This is a genomic window from Streptomyces sp. WMMC940 (assembly GCF_027460265.1).
In the GTDB taxonomy this organism is placed as follows: Bacteria; Actinomycetota; Actinomycetes; order Streptomycetales; family Streptomycetaceae; genus Streptomyces.
On the sequence record NZ_JAPZBC010000001.1, the window covers coordinates 4,241,604 to 4,259,301 of the forward strand.

Genomic DNA, 17,698 nt, shown 5'->3' on the forward strand with positions numbered 1-17,698 from the left:
TGCCGCCTTCCGTTGTCCCCGTAGTACGGGAACAACCCTACGATCGGCGGTCCCGCCCGTCGGCGGCCTCCCGCCCGCATGCGTAGGCCAGCGGGCTGATCAGCTCCTCGGCGTCCGGCAGCCAGCGGTTCGCGGGCGTCGGCTTGCGCACCCACTGCACGGCTCCCTGGCCGCCGACGCGCGTCGGCGGCGCCGCGACGTACTGCCCGTCGCCGCGCGCCACCAGGTCGAGCGAGCCGGGCATCCAGCCGAGCCTGCGCACCAGCTCCGGGAGCTTCACGGCCGCGCCCGGCAGGACGAGGAACAGCACGCGCCGGTTCGGGCCGCAGACCACCGGCCCGAGGGTCATGTCCATCCGCTCCATCCGGGCCAGGGCGAGGAAGCCGGCCGACTCCGGGACCTCCAGGGCGTCGAACGTCCTCCCCGTGGGCATCAGGATCGACGCCCTCGGCTGCCTGCCCCACAGCCGGCGCGCGGCGACGGCGCTGCCGGTCGCCTGGCCCGACCAGTCCGGCCGGGCGGCGTGCGCCCCCGGCGCATCGCACACGGGTGCGCCGCACGAGCACCGTTCGGCGCCCTCGACGGCCTCCAGCCAGGTGCCGGGGAACACGTCCCAGTGGCGCTCCTCCACGTAACGGACCGCGCTGTCCAGCAGTTGCGTGCCGCGCTGTACGGGGATCTGGGCCGCCTCGGTGAGGCCGATCGACCCGTCGATGGTGTCTTCCACGATAAACACAACTCCCCCCACCAGGCCGGGTTACGGGCGCGCGGCGCCGGACGGTGGTGCACCGAACCCGCATGTGGGGCGCACGGGTGCACGGACGGGGGCGCGCATGCGGGCCGGACCCGGCCGGCGGGTAGCCAGTTGCGGGTGAGCGGCATTCACCCGTAATCGTCCGAGCTCATTGGCATTCTCCGGATAACGCCGGGAAGTGATCGATGGCAGATCACCACGGAGATCACGACCGGCGCGGTCCGGCACAGGGGGTTAGTGATGGCAGCGAGGCCACTCGTCGCCCGTCAGCCGAACGAACGGCTGCAGGCGCTGATCCAGGAAGCCGGATGCTCCAACGCCGGTCTGGCCCGCAGGGTCAACATGGTCGGGGCGGAACGCGGCCTCGATCTGCGCTACGACAAGACGTCGGTGGCGCGCTGGCTGCGTGGGCAGCAGCCGCGCGGGCGGGCGCCCGGCATCATCGCGGAGGCACTGGGCCGCAAGCTGGGCCGCACGGTCACGATCGACGAGATCGGAATGGCCAACGGCAAGAACCTGGCGTCCGGCGTGGGGCTGCAGTTCGCCCCCACCGTGGTCGGGGCGATCGAGCAGGTCTGCGAGCTGTGGCGCAGCGACGTGGGCCGGCGCGACTTCCTGACCGGTTCGACGGTGGCCGCCTCGGCGCTCGTCGAGCCCAGTCGGGACTGGCTGATCACCGGAGCCGACACCCAGGTGGCCCGGCAGGCCGGGGCGCGGGTGGGGCTGCCGGACGTCGAGGCCGTGCGGGCGATGACGAAGGCGCTCACCGGTCTCGACCACCGGTTCGGCGCCGGGCACGTCCGGCCGGTCGTCGTCCACTACCTCAACAGCGTGGTGTCCGGGCTGCTCTCCGGCTCGTACCGGGAGCCGGTGGGGCGGCAGCTCTTCGCCGCGGTGGCGCGGCTCACGGAGCTCGCGGGCTACATGGCCGTCGACACGGGCCAGCCGGGCCTCGCCCAGCGCTACTACATCCAGGCCCTGCGGCTGGCCCAGGCCGCGGGCGACCGCGCCTACGGCGGCTACGTCCTGGCCGCGTCGATGAGCCACCTCGCCGCGGAGCTCGGGAACCCGAGGGAGATCGCCCAGCTCGCGCGGGCCGCGCAGGAGGGCGCCCGGGGCCAGGTCACACCGCGCGCGGAGGCGATGTTCCACGCGGCGGAGGCCCGGGGGCACGCGCTGCTCGGGGACGCGCGTACCTGCCAGGAGGCGGCCGGCAGGGCCATCGCCGCACTGGACCGGGCGAACACCGAATCGGGGGACGATCCCGACTGGATCGCCCACTTCGACCACGCGTACCTCGCCGACGAGCTGGCCCACTGCCACCGCGACCTCGGCCAGGCCGACCAGGCGGTCCGCCGGGCCACCGAGTCCCTGGACGGGCATCCCGAGTCGCGCGCGCGGCGCCGGGGGATCGGGCTGGTCCTGCTGGCCACGGCCCGGCTCCAGCAGCGTGAGGTCGAGGAGGCCTGCAGCACGGGCACACGGGCGATGGAGCTCCTCGGCACCCTTCGTTCCAGCCGTGGCACGGAGTACCTGGAGGACCTGCACCAGCGGCTGGAGCCGTACGCGGCGGAGCCGTCCGTACGCGAGTTCGGCGCGAGGCTGCAGCTGCAGGCGGCGTGAGCGGGCCCGGGCGGTCCCGCGTCCGGCGGGGCCGCCGGGGCGTGAGCGGGCGGTTCCGGGTCGGGCGGATCCCCGTCCAGGTCAAGGATCTTGAGGCCATAACAGCGTCCCCGCGGGCGTTCTTGTTACGGGTACCACACGCGTGTGCGGACGCCCCGAGTCACCCGGTAGCGTGAGCCGACGATTCCGTAGGTTGACACGTAGGAGTCCCGGTGACGCACAGCGGACAGGGTGACGAGTCGCGGCATCCCGCCTCGCGGCCCGCGCACGAGGGCGTCGTGCTGCCCGCGGACGGCAGCGAGCCCTTCATCCCCGGAGCCGGCGGGCCGCAGGTCGCCCCGTCCGGTGGCGCCCCGTGGGGTGCGCCCTGGGGTCCCGGGCAGGACGCGCAGCCGCTGCCGCAGGAGGAGCCGCCGGGCCCGCCGTACGCGCAGCCCGCGCACGCCGGGGCGCTGCCGCCGCAGATGCCTCAGCAGACGCAGACGCCGTACGGATACGGGCAGCAGGGCGCGCAGGCGCCCGCGCCCGACGCCGACGCGACGCAGTACATCGCTCCCGTCCCGGCGGGGGCCGGTGACGCGACGCAGTACATCCCGCCCGTCCCGCAGGGATCCGCGGGAGACGCCACCCAGTACATCGCTCCGGTCCCGCCGGGGCCCGGGGCCCTGCCGCCGGAGAACCCGGCGGAGTCGACGCGGTTCCTCGGGGCACGGCCGGCGGGCAGCGCCCCGGCCGCCCCGGCCGCCCCGGCCGCTCCGGCCGGGGAGGCGGAGGCCACGCAGTACCTGCCGCCCGTGGCGCACCAGGACGCCCCCGCGCCGCCGCCCGGCGCCCCGTACGGCATCCGCCCCGGAACGCCGGGGGACCGGCAGCCGCCGGCGGAGTTCGACAACCTGTTCCGCAGCGAGGCCGGCGGGGCCGGAGCCGCGGAGCAGACGCAGTACCTGCCGCCCGTGCAGGAGCCGGCGCACGGCGCCCAGCCCCCGTACGCCTCCCCGGGCGGCCGAGCGGCCCGCCGCGCCCCCGAGCCCGTTCCCTCCCGGGGGAGCACCTCGCGGAACTCCTCGCGGCTGCCGCTGATCGCCGCGGTCGTGGTCGGCTGTGCCGTGCTCGGGCTCGGCACGAGCGCGCTGATGTTCGGTGGCGGTGACGACGAACCGGACCCGGGCGCCGACACGAGTGTCGCCGCGGCGACTTCGCCGGCGGCCGACCCGTCCGGGGAGGCGGTGGAGGACCCGGCGAAGACGCAGGCCGTGGAACTCGACAAGCTCCTCGCGGACAGCAACGACAGCCGGGCCGCGGTGATCCGCTCCGTCGAGTCGATCAAGACCTGCCAGAACCTGGACCAGGCGGCCTCGGACCTGCGTGGCGCGGCGGAGCAGCGCCGCGGGCTGGTGACCCGTCTGCAGGGCGTCTCCGTGGACCGGCTCCCGGACAACCAGGCGCTCACCGCGTCCCTGAAGAAGGCGTGGGAGGCGTCGGCCTCGGCGGACGACCACTACGCCGCGTGGGCGGGCCAGGTCAAGGGCAAGAAGGGCTGCAAGGGCGGCAAGGCACGCAACACGGGCCAGACCGCCCAGGGCAACGTCCAGAGCGGTGTGGCGACGAAGGCGAAGCGCGAGGCGGCGACTCTCTGGAACCGGATCGCGACGAAGTACGACCTGACGGAGCGCCGCGCGGAACAGCTCTGAGCCGCGGCGGCCGTCAGGCGGGGTCGGCCCGTCGCGACGGGCCGACCCCGCCCGGAACCGGGCCGAGGACCGTCCCGCGATCCCGGCGGGGACACGGCGGCCACGGTGCCCCGCCGGGTTGTCGAATCGCCCGAACGCATCCGGTACGAGGACGACTCTCCGCCTTGCGGCGCACCGCATCCGACGCCGGGCGCCGGTCCCCCGAGGACTGCCGGACAGCCCTCAGGCGAACACCACCGTGCGGTGGCCGTTCAGGAGGATCCGGTGTTCCGCGTGCCACTTCACCGCGCGGGCAAGGGCCTGGCACTCCACGTCGCGGCCGACCGCGACCAGTTGTTCCGGCGTCACCTCGTGGCCGACGCGCTCCACCTCCTGCTCGATGATCGGGCCCTCGTCCAGGTCGGCCGTCACATAGTGCGCCGTCGCGCCGATCAGCTTCACACCGCGGGCGTGCGCCTGGTGGTACGGCTTCGCGCCCTTGAAGCTCGGCAGGAAGGAGTGGTGGATGTTGATGATCCGGCCGCTCAGCTGCTTGCAGAGGTCGTCGGAGAGGACCTGCATGTAGCGCGCGAGCACGACCAGTTCGACGTTCTCCTCGCGCACCAGCTCCAGCAGTTCCGCCTCGGCCTGCGGCTTGGTGTCCTTGGTGACCGGGATGTGCCGGAACGGAATGCCGTAGGAGGCGGCGAGTTCCGCGAAGTCGGTGTGGTTGGAGACCACGGCGGCGATGTCGACCGGCAGGGCACCGATCCTCGACCGGAACAGCAGGTCGTTCAGGCAGTGGCCGAACCTGCTGACCAGCAGCACGATCCGCATGCGCTCGTCGGCGCGGTGGATCTGCCAGTCCATGGAGAACGAGTCGCCCACCGCGGCGAAGCCGGCGCGCAGCTTTTCCACGGTCACCGGGTCCTCGGCCGAGAAGTGCACCCGCATGAAGAACAGGCCGGTGTCCCGGTCTCCGAACTGCCGGCTGTCCTCGATGTTGCAGCCGGTGATGAAGAGGTAGCTGGACACGGCGTGCACGATGCCCTGTTTGTCCGGGCAGGAGAGCGTGAGGACGTACTGGTCGGTCATCCTCGTAGGGTGTCACACCCACGGATCGGCGACGGAAGGGCGTCCGTCAGGCGGACCGCGGTGATCGTGATCCCGGCGTCCGTCGGGCGGACCGCGGTGGTCCCCGCGATGAACCCCGGCGTCCGTCGCCCGGAAGCCGCGCCGTTCCACGACCGTCAGGCCGAACGCGTCATGATCCGCAGCACTTCCAGGGTGCGCGGCGGGGCGTCCGGGTCCTCCCCGTCGTTCGTCGCCAGCAGTACGTGGGCCTCCCGCGCGGCCCGGACGGCCTCCGGCCAGGCGTGGTGCTCCAGGTACGCCGAGACCGGCGCGTCCGCGCCGACCTGGTGCATGATCCGCAGCACCCGCAGCACGGCCACGTCGACGAGCGCGGCCTCACCGGAGTCCCGGAAGATCGTCCCCACGTACTTCTCGGCGGACCAGTTGTCCAGCCAGGTGTCCTCGACCAGCCGGTAGACGGCGTCGGTGACGTCGCCGTACCCCTCATGGCCCGCCAGCCAGGTCTCCTGGTGGAAGGCGGGGTCGGAGAACATGTGCAGCGCCGAGCGCACATGGGCACGCCAGCGCCACCAGGGCATGTCGTTGAGCGGCATGTCGCCCATGGTGGAGGAGCGACGGCCGCGGCGGGAAGAGTTCATTGACGTTCACCTCGTGAGCTCGGTCCTTGCGAGCTCCGCGACACGGTCAGCACCGAAGCTAGCGCGGCCTCGATCGTACGTTCTCCGTCATCCGGCGATCCCGTCCCCCTGCAATTCACCTCTCCGTCACCCTGCGTTGAACCGTCACCACTCCGGTGTTACCCATGGGGCGGAATTGTGCAGGGACATGACCGGTAGGCGACGCTCCTCCTTCTCCCACCCCCTCAGGACCGCGACGGCCCTCGCCGCGTGCACGGCGGCCGTCGGCGCGTCACTCGCCGGGTGCGGGGTGCTCCCCGGCGGATCGGCGGGAGCCAGGGAGCCGATCACCGTGATGACCTTCGCCCCCGAGGAGACCCGGGCCACGAACATGCCCGGAATGCCCGCCATGGCCCAGGCGTACGCCAAGTACGTCAACGAGAAGGGCGGCATCGACGGTCACGAGCTGCGGGTGCTGACCTGCAACGAGCACAACACGACGGCGGGTGCGGCGGCCTGTGCCCGGCGCGCGGCGGCCGAGGGCGCGGTCGCCGTGGTCGGCTCGTACAGCCAGAACGGCCGGGCCTTCATGGCGCCGCTGGAAGCCGCGGGCATTCCGTACATCGGCGGCTACGGGGTGTCCGAGGAGGAGTTCACCAGCTACCTCTCCTACCCGGTGAACGGAGGCCAGCCGGCGCTCCTCGCCGGCAACGGCCGGCAGTTGGCGGACAGCTGCCGCCAGGTGTCGCTGGTGCGGCCCGACACGATCGCCGGCGACAACCTGCCGGTGCTGCTGAACACCGGGCTGTCCGAGGGCGACGGGCGGCCGTCCATCGACGTCAAGGCCGCGGAGGACGCCACCGAGTACCTGGCGGAGGCCGCGCGGGCCCGGGACGAGGCCGGCGGCCGGAGCGGCTGCGTCACGGCCGTCCTCGGCGAGCGCACCGCGAACTTCTTCGACTCCTTCCGCCGGCTGCCGGAGGACGACAGGGGTGTGCGGATCTCCTCCGTCCTCAGTTCCGTCGACCAGCCGCTGATCGACCGTACGGGCGGGGCCGGCGGGCCGTTCGAGGGCGCGTACATGACCGGCTGGTACCCCGACGCGGGGGACGCCCGCTGGGGCGTGATGCGGCAGGTGATCAAGGACCACGCGTTCGGCGACGACCGGATCGACCCGGCCGACGCGGGGGTCCAGACCACCTGGATCGCGTACACCGTGCTGAAGAAGGTGATCGAGGCGCTCGATCGCGACAGCGTCACCCCGAGTGCTTTGTCCCACGCCCTCGACACCGGTGTCAGCGTCGACACCGGCGGTCTCACGCCCGCGCTGCGCTGGCGCTTCGAGGACATGCTGGGCGTGCCGGGCTTCCCCCGGATCGTGAACCCGAACGTGACCTTCCAGGTCGTCCGGGACGGCCGTCTGGTCGCCCAGCGGCCGGGCTTCGTCAACGTGGCCCGGACGATGTCGCAGGTGCCCTTGGTCTGACCGGCCTGTTCCGGCGGCCCCGGCGACGACCGGTCCGGGCGGGGCGGGGGCCTCGGGGCGCCCGGGACCGGACGGTGCCCGGGGCTTCGGCGAGGACGGACCGGGCGGTGGCCCGCGTCGGGCAGGCACCTGGCGGGCATGACGGGGCCCCGGTCCCGCGGGGGTGCGGGGCGCCTTCCGCGGTCTCCGGGGCCCGTGCGGCCGGACGTGCGAGGCCGGAGGTTCAGGGGGTGTCGGGCTCCGAGGTCACGTAGTAGGCGGCGAACGCCTCGAGGATCTGCTCCTCGCTGATCCGGTCGTCCCCGTCGGAGTCCAGCGCGGCGGCCACCGCCGTGCAGCGGTCGGGCTCGACGCCGAGGGCGCGGAGCACCCGCTCGGCGCCGCCCCGGGTGACCCCGGAACCGTCCTCGTCGGCGATGGCGACGACGGCGTGCAGGAAGGGCCGGGCGATCTCCGCGAAGCGGCGGGGGTTGTCACGCAGGCGCTTCACGGCGCCCGTGACGAACTCCTGACGGGAGACCCGCTGGTCGCCGTCGACGTCGGCGATGCCCGCCATGCCCTGCCAGAACGCCTCCGCGCCCGAGTACAGGGCCTGCCCCTTGTCGGAGCGTGCGGTCGTGCCGAACTCGGAGAGGAGCACCGCGGCCGCCTTGCTGAAGTCCGCGCGATCGATGTAGCCGTTGCCGTCCTGGTCGAACTCGGCGAACCGGTGGGCGATCTTGCGCTCGTATTCTGCGCTGTCCATGCGGGGAGCGTACGACGTCAGAGCGGTCCGTGCGTCCCGTTACGCGGACAGGGGCCGCGTCTCGCCGTCGGTGGCGGCGTCCACGTCCTCGTACACCTCGAACAGCCGGCGCACCCCCAGGGCGGCGAGCACCCGGTTCACATGCGAGCCCTCGACGGCTCCGCGGGCGGGCAGGATCAGCCTCAGCCGCCCGCGGCAGGAGCGCAGCAGCCGGCGCGAGGCGATCAGCACGCCCACACCGCTGGAGTCGCAGAACAGCACTCCGGAGAGGTCCAGCACGACATCGCGGCGCCCCACGGCCACGGCGTCGTGCACATGGCGCCGGACCTCGGGGGAACTGACCAGATCCAGTTCGCCCTGAATGTGCAGTATCGTCCAGGGGGTCTGCTCGGTTCGCTCCACCCTGAGCATCTCGCGCGGCTCTCTCGTCACACCGGTCCCCATCCGGACGTAGTCGTTCCCTTCCGGCGCTGCTGCCCCGCCCCACCGTGGCGAAACCCTCTACCACGCGCAGTCTTCGCCGGGGCGGACTTGCCATAAAGGGGCGTGCGTTTCAGCCGCGTCGCATTACATTCGAGTGGACGACAGGACGAGCAGAAGGCGACGAGGACGGGCAGAGGCTTGGGGGCCGCCGGATGGGCAAGGACGCACCACCTCGCTGGGACCGCAGGATGCAGCAGCGGCTGGCGCGGGGCGAGGCCGCCGCGCTCGGCGAGTTGTACGACCGTTTCGCCGCGCTCGTCCACAGCCAGGCCCATCGCGTGCTCGACGACGACGCGGCCGCCGACCAGGTGACCCGCGAGGTGTTCGGCTACGTGTGGGAGAACCCGGACGCCTACGACCCCCGGCAGGGCTCGATGCGCTTCTGGGTGGCGCGTCTCACACACGACCAGGCCGTCCACCGGCTGCGGGAGCAGGAGCGCACGGCGGCCGCCGAGTGCGGTGGCGGCACGGAGGACCTGGAGCAGAAGGTGCGCCGCGCCTCCGTCGCCGCCCGCGCGGACTACATCGTGACGTCGATGCCCGCGCCGCTGCGGGCCGCACTGGAGCTGGCGTACTTCCAGCGCAGGGACTACCGGCAGACCGCCGCCGACCTCGGGGTCACCGAGGACGAGGCGCGCCGCCGGCTGCGGCTCGGGCTGCAACTGCTGGCGACGGCCAACACCCGCGCGCTGGACGGCTCGTCGCCTCCCGGACCGGGAAGCCGCCGGTGAACGGCCGCGGCCCCGACGACGTGCCGGGCGCGCCCCCGCGCATACCCGGACCGCGTGCGGCGGGGGACGACCTCTCGCCGCCGGACGTGCTGCCCCCGCCGCCGCCGGAGCCCCCGGCCCACGGCGTGCTCAAGTCGCTGCTCGGCGCCTGGGCGCTGGCGGCCTGCTCGGCCGAGGAGACCGCGGCGGTGGAGGAGCACCTCACCGGCTGCGCGCCCTGCGCCGAGGAGGCGCTGCGGCTGCGGGACGCCGTGGGGCTGCTGCACACCGACCGCGACCTCGACCTGGATCCGCTGCTGCGCTCCCGGGTCCTGGAGAACTGCCTGGGCAGGCGGCCCGCCCGGACCCCGGTGCCCGCGTGGGCCGGTGCGTACGACGCGGAGACCGCCCGGCTCGACGCGCTGCTGCGGGACATCGGCGACTCGGAGTGGCACGCCCCGGTGCGGCTGAAGTGGTTCGACGGCGAGGCCAAGGTGAGCCGCAGGACGACGGTCGCCGGAGTGATGGGCCATCTGATGTCCGTGGACGGGCTGGTGGCTTCGGCCCTGGGGCTGGGAGACCCGGCCGGCCCCGACGCGCCGGCCTCCCCGGCCGAGCGGACCGAGCGGCTGTGGAGCTCGGGCGAACGTCCGGCGACGCGTTCGGTGCGCGTCCCGTGGCGCGAGCAGAGCCATGCGCTGGTGCGGACGGTGTCGTTCGCCGGGCTCGGGGTGGAGCAGTTGTCGGTCTCCTACGGGGACTTCGCGCTGCCGCTGCAGGACGCGATGCTGGACCGGGCCTTCGAGTGCTGGGTGCACGCGGACGACATCGCGGTCGCGGTGGACTATCCGTACGAGCCCCCGACCGGCGCGCATCTGCACCGAATGATCGATCTGGCGGTCCGGCTGCTGCCCGGGGCGCTGGCCGCCCGGCGGCGGGCCGGGCTCGCGGCGCCGGCCCGCCGTCTGGTGACGGCCGGTTCGCCCGGACGCTCGCTGCACCTGGAGGTGGAGGGAGCAGGAGGCGGCCACTGGTACATCGCGCTGGACTCTCCCGCGGCGGTGGGCGACCCGGACCACACGGTCGCCCAGATCGCCCTCGACGGCGTGGAGTTCTGCCAGCTCGTGGCGGGCCATGTGCCGCCGGCCGACGCCGCGGCCGGTCAGGACGGGGACCGCGAGGCCGTGCGGGACGTCCTGTTCGCGGCGGCCTCGCTGTCCCGGCTCTGACGGGCGGCGCGCGCCCGTCGGCGAGCGGCGTCCGGTGCAGGGGGTCTCCCCCGGGTGGCGCGGTGCGTTCGGTCCGCAGTGGCGCTCAGGCGGTGGAGAGCGAGATCTCCGTCGACTTGACCAGGGCGACCGCGGTGCCGCCCGCCGTGAACCCGAGCTCGTCCAGCGCGTCCTTGGTGATCACCGCGGTCAGGTCCTGGCCGCCGTCCAGCCTCAGCCGGACGGTGGCCATCGCCGCGCCGGGGCTCACCGATGTGACCGTGCCGGGCAGCTGGTTGCGGATGCTGAGGCCCTCCACGCGCGCCGTCGCGAGGGCCACCTCGCTGGCCTTCATCAGGGCGCTGACCGCTCCGCCGGGGAAGATGCCCAGCTCCGAGACGGCGTCGGCGGTCACGGCCGAGGTGATCTCCTCACCGCTGTCGAGGCGGATCCTCACCGTCGCCATGGCGGGGCCGCCGGTGACCGCGATCACGGTGCCGGGCAGCTGGTTGCGGATGCTCAGGCTCATGTCGTGCCGTTCGTGTCGGGGGTGTCGTTCACGCCCTGGATGTCGTGTCCGCCCCAGTGAACCGCTCGCGCAGCTTGTACTTGAGCACCTTGCGCAGTGTGTCGTTGCGGGGCAGCGCGTCCACGAGTTCCAGCTGTTCCGGGAGCTTGTGCACGGCGAGGCCCGCGCCGCGCAGGTACTCCGTGACCTCTTCAAGACTCAGCGGTCCCGCCCCCTCGGGCTGTTGGACCACGGCGCAGACCCGCTCGCCGCGCTCCGGGTCGGGCAGTCCGATCACCGCCGCCTCGGCGACGGCGGGGTGCTCGTGGAGCAGGTCCTCGATCTCCTTGGCGGAGATGTTCTCGCCCTTGCGGATGATGACGTCCTTGAGTCTTCCGGTCAGGACGAGACGGCCGGACTCGGTGAGATGCCCCAGGTCGCCGGTGATCAGGAAGCCGTCGGCGTCGAACGCGGCGGCGGTCTGCTCCGGGTCCAGATACCCCCTGCAGACGGCCTCGCCGCGCAGCCGCACCTCGCCGTCGACGATGCGTATCTCCATGCCTTCGGGCGGCCGTCCCTCGGTGGTCGCGAGGTCCTCCGGCCGGTCGTCCGGAGAACCCATCGTGATCATGGGGACCTCGGTCATGCCGTAGCCGTGGGCGAGCTGCACGCCCATCTCCCGTACGACGGCGTGGTACAGCTCGGGCGGTTTGGGGGCGCCCCCGCCGGCGAGCAGCCGGAGCGTGGGGACGACCGGCTCGCCCGGTTGCCTGCGTTGTTCCGCGAGAAACATCGAGTAGAAGGCCGTGGACCCGCCGGCGGTGGTCACCCCGTGCCTGCGGTAGGTGTCCAGCGCCTCCGGAAGGGCGAACTTCTCGAAGAGCACGGCGGGGAAACCGCGGAGCAGCAGCATCACCAGGTAGTCCGCGCTGCCGATGTGGGCGAACGGGAAGGCGATGGAGCCGACGTCGTCGGACGTCAGCCGCAGCGCATGGGCGAGGCAGGAGCCGCCCGCGATCAGCGAACGGTCGGTGTGCAGGACGCCCTTGGGGTCGGAAGTGGTCCCGGAGGTCCAGTAGATCCAGCGCACCTCGGTGCCGTCGGCGGGCGGCGGGGGCAGGGCGGAGGGGTCGCCGTCGGGGAGCTCCTCGTACGCCTCGAAGATCCTCCGGGCACCGATCCGCCGGGCCATCGCCGTGTGGTCGAAGCCGCGCCAGACGCCCGGCACCGCGAAGAACTCCGCCGCGCAGGCGTCCAGGGCGAAGCCGACCTCGCGGTCCCGGTAGAAGGGGATCACCGGGGACTGCACGGCGCCGATCCTCGCCAGCGCCCCGGTCAGCACGACGGACTCGATCCGGGTGGGAAGCTGCCAGGCCACGACCGTGCCGGGCCGGACGCCGCGCGCGTACAGCCCGGCGGCGACCCGTTCGCAGCGTTCGCGCAGTTCGCCGAAGGTGAGGCGGCGGTCGTCCTGGAGCAGGACGGTGCGGCCGGGGGTGAGCCGGGCGCGGCGGTCGATCAGCTCCCAGAGCGTGCGGGAGGCGCCCAGGGAGTGTGCGGTGTCGGTCACGGCGGTCCCCTCCTTGCCGACAATTCTGACGGTACGTCAGGTCACGCCGGAAGCGTAGGGCCCGTCGCCTTGTCGGTCCAGGGGTGCGGGGCTAGCCTGCTGTCTGACGATCCGTCAGAAAAATGGGGAACGGAGGGGCCCGATGGAACGGGAACTGCCTCGGATCATCAGCGTCGACGACCATGTGATCGAGCCCGCGCATCTCTTCGAGACCTGGCTGCCGGCGAAGTACCGGGACCGCGGACCCCAGCCGCTCACCGCCGGCATCGGCGAGCTCGCGTACGTCGGCGGGAAGTACCGGATCACGATGGACCCGGACGGACCGCCCACGGACTGGTGGATCTACGAGGACCTGGAGTTCCCGTACAAGCGCAACATCGCCGCCGTCGGCTTCGACCGCGACGACATGACGCTGGAGGGCATCACCCGGGCCGAGATGCGTCGCGGCTGCTGGGACCCCAAGGCCCGGCTGGAGGACATGGACCTCAACCACGTCGAGGCGTCCCTGTGCTTCCCCACCTTCCCCCGCTTCTGCGGCCAGACCTTCGCCGAGGCCAAGGACAAGGAGGTCGCGCTCGCCTGCGTCCGCGCGTACAACGACTGGATGGTGGAGGAGTGGTGCGGCGACAGCGGCGGCCGGCTCATCCCCCTCTGCCTCGTCCCGCTGTGGGACATCGACCTCGCGGTGGCCGAGATCCGGCGCAACGCGGCACGTGGCGTACGGGCGGTGACCTTCTCCGAGATCCCCACCTGTCTGGGACTGCCGTCGATCCACTCCGGCCACTGGGACCCGTTCTTCGCGGTCTGCCAGGAGACCGGGACGGTCGTCAACATGCACATCGGCTCGTCCTCGCAGATGCCCGCGGCCTCGCCCGACGCGCCCCCCGCCGTCCAGGCGTCGCTGTCCTTCAACAACGCCATGGCGTCGATGACGGACTTCCTCTTCAGCGGGGTGCTGGTGAGGTTCCCGGCGCTCAAGCTCGCCTACAGCGAGGGACAGATGGGCTGGATCCCGTACGCGCTGGAACGGGCGGACGACGTGTGGCGGGAGCACCGGGCCTGGGGCGGGGTGCGCGACCTGATCCCCGAACCGCCGTCCACGTACTACTACCGGCAGATCTTCTGCTGCTTCTTCCGCGACAAGCACGGCGTCGCCTCGCTGGACGTGGTGGGCCGCGACAACGCCACCTTCGAGACGGACTACCCGCACGTGGACTCGACCTTCCCGCACACCAGGGAGGTGGCCCTGGACCATGTGAGGGACCTCGACGACGAGACCGTCCACAAGCTGATGCGCGGCAACGCGATCCGGATGCTCGGCCTGGACCTGGACACGTAGTGGACCTCGCCTGCACCGAGGAGGAGGAGGCATTCCGGGCCGGACTGCGGGACTGGCTCGCGGTCGCCCTCCCGGGGCTCCCGCCGCCGCCCCCGCCCGACGACTGGCCGGCCCGGCGCGCCCACGACACCGCCTGGCAGCGGGCGCTGTACGACGCCGGATACGCGGACGTCCACTGGGACGCGTCCCCGACCCGCCGGCTGATCTTCCTGGAGGAGACCGAGCAGGCCGGGGCCCCGTACGTCGGTGCGAACTTCGTCGGACTGCTGCACGCCGGCCCGACCATCGCCGCCGAGGGCACCCGCGAACAGCGCGAGCGCTGGCTGCCGCACATCCTGCGCGGCGACGAGATCTGGTGCCAGGGCTTCAGCGAGCCCGACGCCGGGTCCGACCTCGCATCCCTGCGGACCAGGGCCGTCCGCGACGGTGACTCCTACGTGGTGACCGGCACCAAGATCTGGACCTCGCACGCCGAGGTCGCCGACTGGTGCGAACTGCTCGTGCGCACCGACCCGCAGGCGCCCCGCCACCGAGGCATCAGCTGGCTGGCGATGCCGATGGACGCGCCCGGCGTCACCGTCCGGCCGCTGCGCACCCTCGCCGGGTCGACGGAGTTCGCCGAGGTCCACCTCGACGAGGTGCGGGTGCCGGTGGCGAACCGGGTGGGGGAGGAGAACGACGGCTGGCGCGTCACGATGGTGACCCTGTCCTTCGAGCGCGGCACCGCCTTCGTCGGCGAGGTCGTCGCCTGCCGCCGCACGCTCGCCGCGCTGGCCCGCACCGCACGGGAGAACGGCCGCTGGGACGACGCCGTACTGCGCCGCCGGCTCGGCAGGCTCAACGCGGAGTTCGGCGCGCTGTGGCGGCTCACCCAGTGGAACGTCAGCGAGGCCGAGGCGACGGGCGGCGTCCCCGGAACCGGAGGCTCCGTGTTCAAGCTGCGCTACTCCCACGCCCGCCAGGAGCTGTACGACACGGCCGCCGAGGTGCTCGGCCCGGACGCGCTGGACCTGTCCCGCGAGTGGACCCTCGGCAGGCTGGCGTCGCTGTCGTACACCATCGCCGCCGGCACCTCGCAGATCCAGCGGAACATCGTCGCCGAGCGGATCCTCGGCCTGCCGAAGGAGCGGTGAGGAGCCGTGCACTTCCAACCGACCGAGGACCAGCGGGCGTTGCGCAAGGGGGTCCGGGAGCTGCTGGAGGCCCGCTGCGGCCGGGACGTCCTCCGCGCGGCGGGGGCACGGATCGACCGGTCCCTGTGGCAGGAGCTCGGCCGGGCCGGGTTCTTCGCGCTGCGGCTACCCGAGACGGAGGGCGGTGTCGGGCTCGGACTCCCGGACGCGGCGCTGGTCTTCGAGGAGGCAGGGCGGGTGCTGCTGCCGGGACCGCTGGTGGCAACGCACCTCGCCGCGGGCACCGTCCCCGGCGCCGCCGACGGGACCGCCGTCGTCACCCGGGCCGACGGGGGACTCGTCCCCTGGCTGGAGGAGGCCGACGTGGTGCTCGGGGACGCCTCGGAGGCCGTGCCCGTACGGTCCGTCGATCCGCTGACACCGCTGCACCGGCTGCCGTCCGCACCCCTCGTCGAGCCTGATCCGGCGGCCGTGCTGCTGACGGCCGCCGAACAGCTGGGCTCCGCCGGGCGCACCACCGACATGGCCGTGCGGTACGCCGGGGAACGCGAGCAGTTCGGCCGGCCCATCGGCGCCTTCCAGGCGGTCAAGCACCTCTGCGCCCGGATGCTGGTGCGCACCGAACTGGCCCGCGCCGCCGTGTACGCGGCTGCCGTCACCGCCGACCCCGTGGAGATCGCCGGTGCCAAGCTCCTCGCCGACGAGGCCGCGGTCCGGGGTGCGCGGGACTGCCTCCAGGTGCACGGCGGCATGGGCTTCACCTGGGAGGCCGAGGTGCATCTGCACCTCAAACGGGCCTGGGTGCGCGCCGAGCTGGGACAGACGGCCGCGCAGGCGGAGGAGGCGCTGGCGGCCGCCCTCTGAGCGGCCGGCCGGGAATCGACGGGGAGGACACCGGGTGGGCCGGAGGCGAACCGGGCGGCGGGCGGGCGAAAGTCACCCTGCGTCGATATCGGGTTGTGTCCTTGGCACGGGCCGTCACGGCCCGGAGTCGGGCCTGCCCTCGGGTACGCTCCGTGGGGTGCGAGACGCGTACTGCCCGAGGGCAGTGACCCCGACGCCCCGGCCGGATCCAGACAGGGCCGGCGGGGAAGAACGCGCCGCTCGCACAGGGTGTTCGACTATTCGCAAGGTGCGCCGCACAGTATGCACCACGGGTACTCCTTCGCGCTGGAATATGCCCGAAGCGCTTGTTGCGGTGACTGTACGTCAACCATGCTGTCTCGCAGGGAAATCACATTCCGTGATGGCTGTGAGGCGCGAGGCGATGTGTCCGCCGGTTCGGATGGTGTGAGCGGTGCAGGTGCTTCAGGTTCAGTTGGAGGTCGGGCCGGATCCCGCGGAGGTGGGACGGGCCAGAAGATGGGCCCGCTCCCGGCTCGCCGGGTCGGGCATAGGGGACGACGAGCCGCTGGCCGAGACGCTGGTGCTGCTCATCTCCGAACTGGTCACCAACGCGGTGGTCCACACGGGTTGTCCGGCCGTGCTGAGGATGCTGTTCGGTCTCGGGGCGGCGGAGGCGGGCACGGTGCGGGTCGAGGTGGCGGACACCTGCGCGCGGCCGCCGCAGCCGCGTCGTGCGGCCGGTGACGACACGGGCGGGCGCGGACTGGAGCTCGTCGACGGGCTGGCCGACCGTTGGGGCTGGAAACGCGAGGGTGCGGGCAAGAGCATCTGGTGCGAGGTGGACCGCTGTGTGGTGCGCGGCGCCGCCGTGCCGTCCCCCGCGCTTCCCGTCGTCCAGGTCCTCCCCTCGGGGCTGACGCCGGGCGCGTACACGGCCTGAGGATCCCGGCCCGCGCCGGTGGGGTGCCGGGTTCAGAGCACCGCCACCGGCGCGACCGGTGTCCCGGTGCCGCCGACGAACGGCTCGGGGGTGGCCGACAGCAGGAAGGCGTACCGCCGTTCCTCCGCGCAGGCCGCCGAGAGTTCCTCCAGGTTCCAGTTCTGGCCCTGCAGCATGCCCATCTCCACCAGGTCCAGCGCGTGCACGGGCAGCCAGAGGTTCTCGATCTCCGGCGGGAAGATCTCGAAGGTGAGGGTGTCGTTCGCGACGGCGGCGGTGTCGCGGGCGTGGAACCACTCGGGTGCACGGACCGAGAGGCCGGGCGAGGGGTGGGCGTACGCGTGCCTGTCCCCACCGAGGTACGCCTGGATCTGACCGGTCCTGACGAGCACGACGTCGCCCGCCCGTACCCTTACGCCCCCGAACTCCTCCGCCTCCGCCAGGTCTTCCGGTGTGACGGCCCGGTCGCCGGCGAGCCGGTCCACGCCCTTGGCGCGCGCCACGTCGAGCAGCACCCCGCGCGAGACGAGGGTGCGGACGGTGTCGATGCCGCTGTAGCGGGCTCCCTCGTGGGCGGTGATGCTGTCCGCGGGGCGGCCGTTCCAGATCCTGCCCGAGTGCGAGACGTGTGTGAGCGCGTCCCAGTGGGTGGCCGCCTGCAGCCCCATCGTCACGGCGTCGTCGCTGGTCGCGACCGTACCGGGCCCGAACAGCTCCTGGTTGATCTGCACCATGGTGTGCAGGGGGTTGACCCGGCCCGGGATCATTCCGGTCTGGACGCCGTCCTGCCGGAGCGGCAGGGCCAGCGGTACGCGCCGGCCGGCACGCACCGTGCCGGCCGCCTCCCGCACCACCTCGTCGGTGATCAGGTTCAGCGTCCCGATCTCGTCGTCGGCGCCCCAGCGCCCCCAGTTGTTCACACGCTCGGCGATCTCGTGGAACTCCTTCGGCAGTGACATCGGCGCCTCCCT

General features: G+C 72.9%; 17 protein-coding genes. 9 read left to right on the forward strand and 8 right to left on the reverse strand.

Going from position 1 to position 17,698, the window contains the following annotated elements; genetic code table 11:
- Positions 1-37: 37 nt before the first annotated feature.
- On the reverse strand, positions 38-727 hold the full coding sequence (locus tag O7595_RS18705; protein ID WP_269729794.1) for a bifunctional DNA primase/polymerase: 690 nt from the start codon (positions 725-727) through the stop codon (positions 38-40).
- 267 nt (positions 728-994) lie between these two features.
- Between O7595_RS18705 and O7595_RS18710 the strand changes: the two genes are divergently transcribed.
- Both O7595_RS18710 and O7595_RS18715 read left to right on the forward strand, forming a co-directional pair.
- Positions 995-2,377 carry a transcriptional regulator gene (locus O7595_RS18710; protein WP_269729795.1) on the forward strand — a complete coding sequence of 461 codons (1,383 nt, stop codon included), beginning with the start codon at positions 995-997 and terminating at the stop codon, positions 2,375-2,377.
- A 212-nt stretch (positions 2,378-2,589) separates the two neighbouring features.
- On the forward strand, positions 2,590-4,068 hold the full coding sequence (locus O7595_RS18715; RefSeq protein ID WP_269729796.1) for a hypothetical protein: 1,479 nt from the start codon (positions 2,590-2,592) through the stop codon (positions 4,066-4,068).
- A gap of 222 nt (positions 4,069-4,290) precedes the next feature.
- On the opposite strand, the gene purU is transcribed toward O7595_RS18715, so the two are convergent.
- On the reverse strand, positions 4,291-5,142 hold the full coding sequence (purU, locus tag O7595_RS18720) for a formyltetrahydrofolate deformylase (protein ID WP_269729797.1): 852 nt from the start codon (positions 5,140-5,142) through the stop codon (positions 4,291-4,293).
- A 155-nt stretch (positions 5,143-5,297) separates the two neighbouring features.
- Positions 5,298-5,744 carry an SCO4402 family protein gene (locus O7595_RS18725; RefSeq protein WP_269732534.1) on the reverse strand — a complete coding sequence of 149 codons (447 nt, stop codon included), beginning with the start codon at positions 5,742-5,744 and terminating at the stop codon, positions 5,298-5,300.
- 223 nt (positions 5,745-5,967) lie between these two features.
- Here O7595_RS18725 and O7595_RS18730 point away from each other — a divergent pair, with 223 nt between their 5' ends.
- Entirely contained in the window at positions 5,968-7,245 is a 1,278-nt protein-coding gene (locus O7595_RS18730; protein WP_269729798.1) for an ABC transporter substrate-binding protein, read from the forward strand.
- 223 nt (positions 7,246-7,468) lie between these two features.
- Here the strand turns inward: O7595_RS18730 and O7595_RS18735 are convergent, their stop codons facing one another.
- Together O7595_RS18735 and O7595_RS18740 are read right to left on the reverse strand one after the other, a co-directional pair.
- Positions 7,469-7,990, reverse strand: a complete 522-nt coding sequence (locus tag O7595_RS18735; RefSeq protein WP_269729799.1) for an EF-hand domain-containing protein — start codon at positions 7,988-7,990, stop codon at positions 7,469-7,471.
- Positions 7,991-8,029: 39 nt separating this feature from the next.
- Positions 8,030-8,401 carry an STAS domain-containing protein gene (locus O7595_RS18740; RefSeq protein WP_269732535.1) on the reverse strand — a complete coding sequence of 124 codons (372 nt, stop codon included), beginning with the start codon at positions 8,399-8,401 and terminating at the stop codon, positions 8,030-8,032.
- A 224-nt stretch (positions 8,402-8,625) separates the two neighbouring features.
- On the opposite strand from O7595_RS18740, the gene O7595_RS18745 reads away from it, so the two are divergent.
- Both O7595_RS18745 and O7595_RS18750 read left to right on the forward strand, forming a co-directional pair.
- On the forward strand, positions 8,626-9,204 hold the full coding sequence (locus tag O7595_RS18745; RefSeq protein WP_269729800.1) for a sigma-70 family RNA polymerase sigma factor: 579 nt from the start codon (positions 8,626-8,628) through the stop codon (positions 9,202-9,204).
- Positions 9,201-10,412 carry a maleylpyruvate isomerase N-terminal domain-containing protein gene (locus tag O7595_RS18750; RefSeq protein WP_269729801.1) on the forward strand — a complete coding sequence of 404 codons (1,212 nt, stop codon included), beginning with the start codon at positions 9,201-9,203 and terminating at the stop codon, positions 10,410-10,412. The genes O7595_RS18745 and O7595_RS18750 overlap by 4 nt, the downstream gene beginning before the upstream one ends.
- An 85-nt stretch (positions 10,413-10,497) precedes the next feature.
- Here the strand turns inward: O7595_RS18750 and O7595_RS18755 are convergent, their stop codons facing one another.
- Together O7595_RS18755 and O7595_RS18760 are read right to left on the reverse strand one after the other, a co-directional pair.
- On the reverse strand, positions 10,498-10,920 hold the full coding sequence (locus tag O7595_RS18755) for a TOBE domain-containing protein (protein ID WP_269729802.1): 423 nt from the start codon (positions 10,918-10,920) through the stop codon (positions 10,498-10,500).
- A gap of 28 nt (positions 10,921-10,948) precedes the next feature.
- Positions 10,949-12,469, reverse strand: coding sequence for a class I adenylate-forming enzyme family protein (locus tag O7595_RS18760; protein ID WP_269729803.1), 1,521 nt, complete (start codon positions 12,467-12,469; stop codon positions 10,949-10,951).
- 142 nt (positions 12,470-12,611) lie between these two features.
- On the opposite strand from O7595_RS18760, the gene O7595_RS18765 reads away from it, so the two are divergent.
- From O7595_RS18765 to O7595_RS18780, 4 genes are all read left to right on the forward strand, one after another.
- Complete coding sequence (locus tag O7595_RS18765; protein WP_269729804.1) at positions 12,612-13,808, forward strand: amidohydrolase family protein; 1,197 nt, start codon at positions 12,612-12,614, stop codon at positions 13,806-13,808.
- On the forward strand, positions 13,808-14,941 hold the full coding sequence (locus O7595_RS18770) for an acyl-CoA dehydrogenase family protein (RefSeq protein ID WP_269729805.1): 1,134 nt from the start codon (positions 13,808-13,810) through the stop codon (positions 14,939-14,941). Before O7595_RS18765 ends, O7595_RS18770 begins: the two co-directional genes overlap by 1 nt.
- Positions 14,942-14,947: 6 nt before the next feature.
- Complete coding sequence (locus O7595_RS18775) at positions 14,948-15,805, forward strand: acyl-CoA dehydrogenase family protein (RefSeq protein ID WP_269729806.1); 858 nt, start codon at positions 14,948-14,950, stop codon at positions 15,803-15,805.
- Between the two features lie 433 nt (positions 15,806-16,238).
- A complete protein-coding gene (locus O7595_RS18780; protein ID WP_269729807.1) occupies positions 16,239-16,727 on the forward strand; it encodes an ATP-binding protein in 489 nt (162 codons plus the stop codon).
- 32 nt (positions 16,728-16,759) lie between these two features.
- Here O7595_RS18780 and O7595_RS18785 read toward each other — a convergent pair whose 3' ends face one another.
- Positions 16,760-17,686, reverse strand: coding sequence for a cyclase family protein (locus tag O7595_RS18785; protein WP_269729808.1), 927 nt, complete (start codon positions 17,684-17,686; stop codon positions 16,760-16,762).
- Positions 17,687-17,698 lie beyond the last annotated feature (12 nt).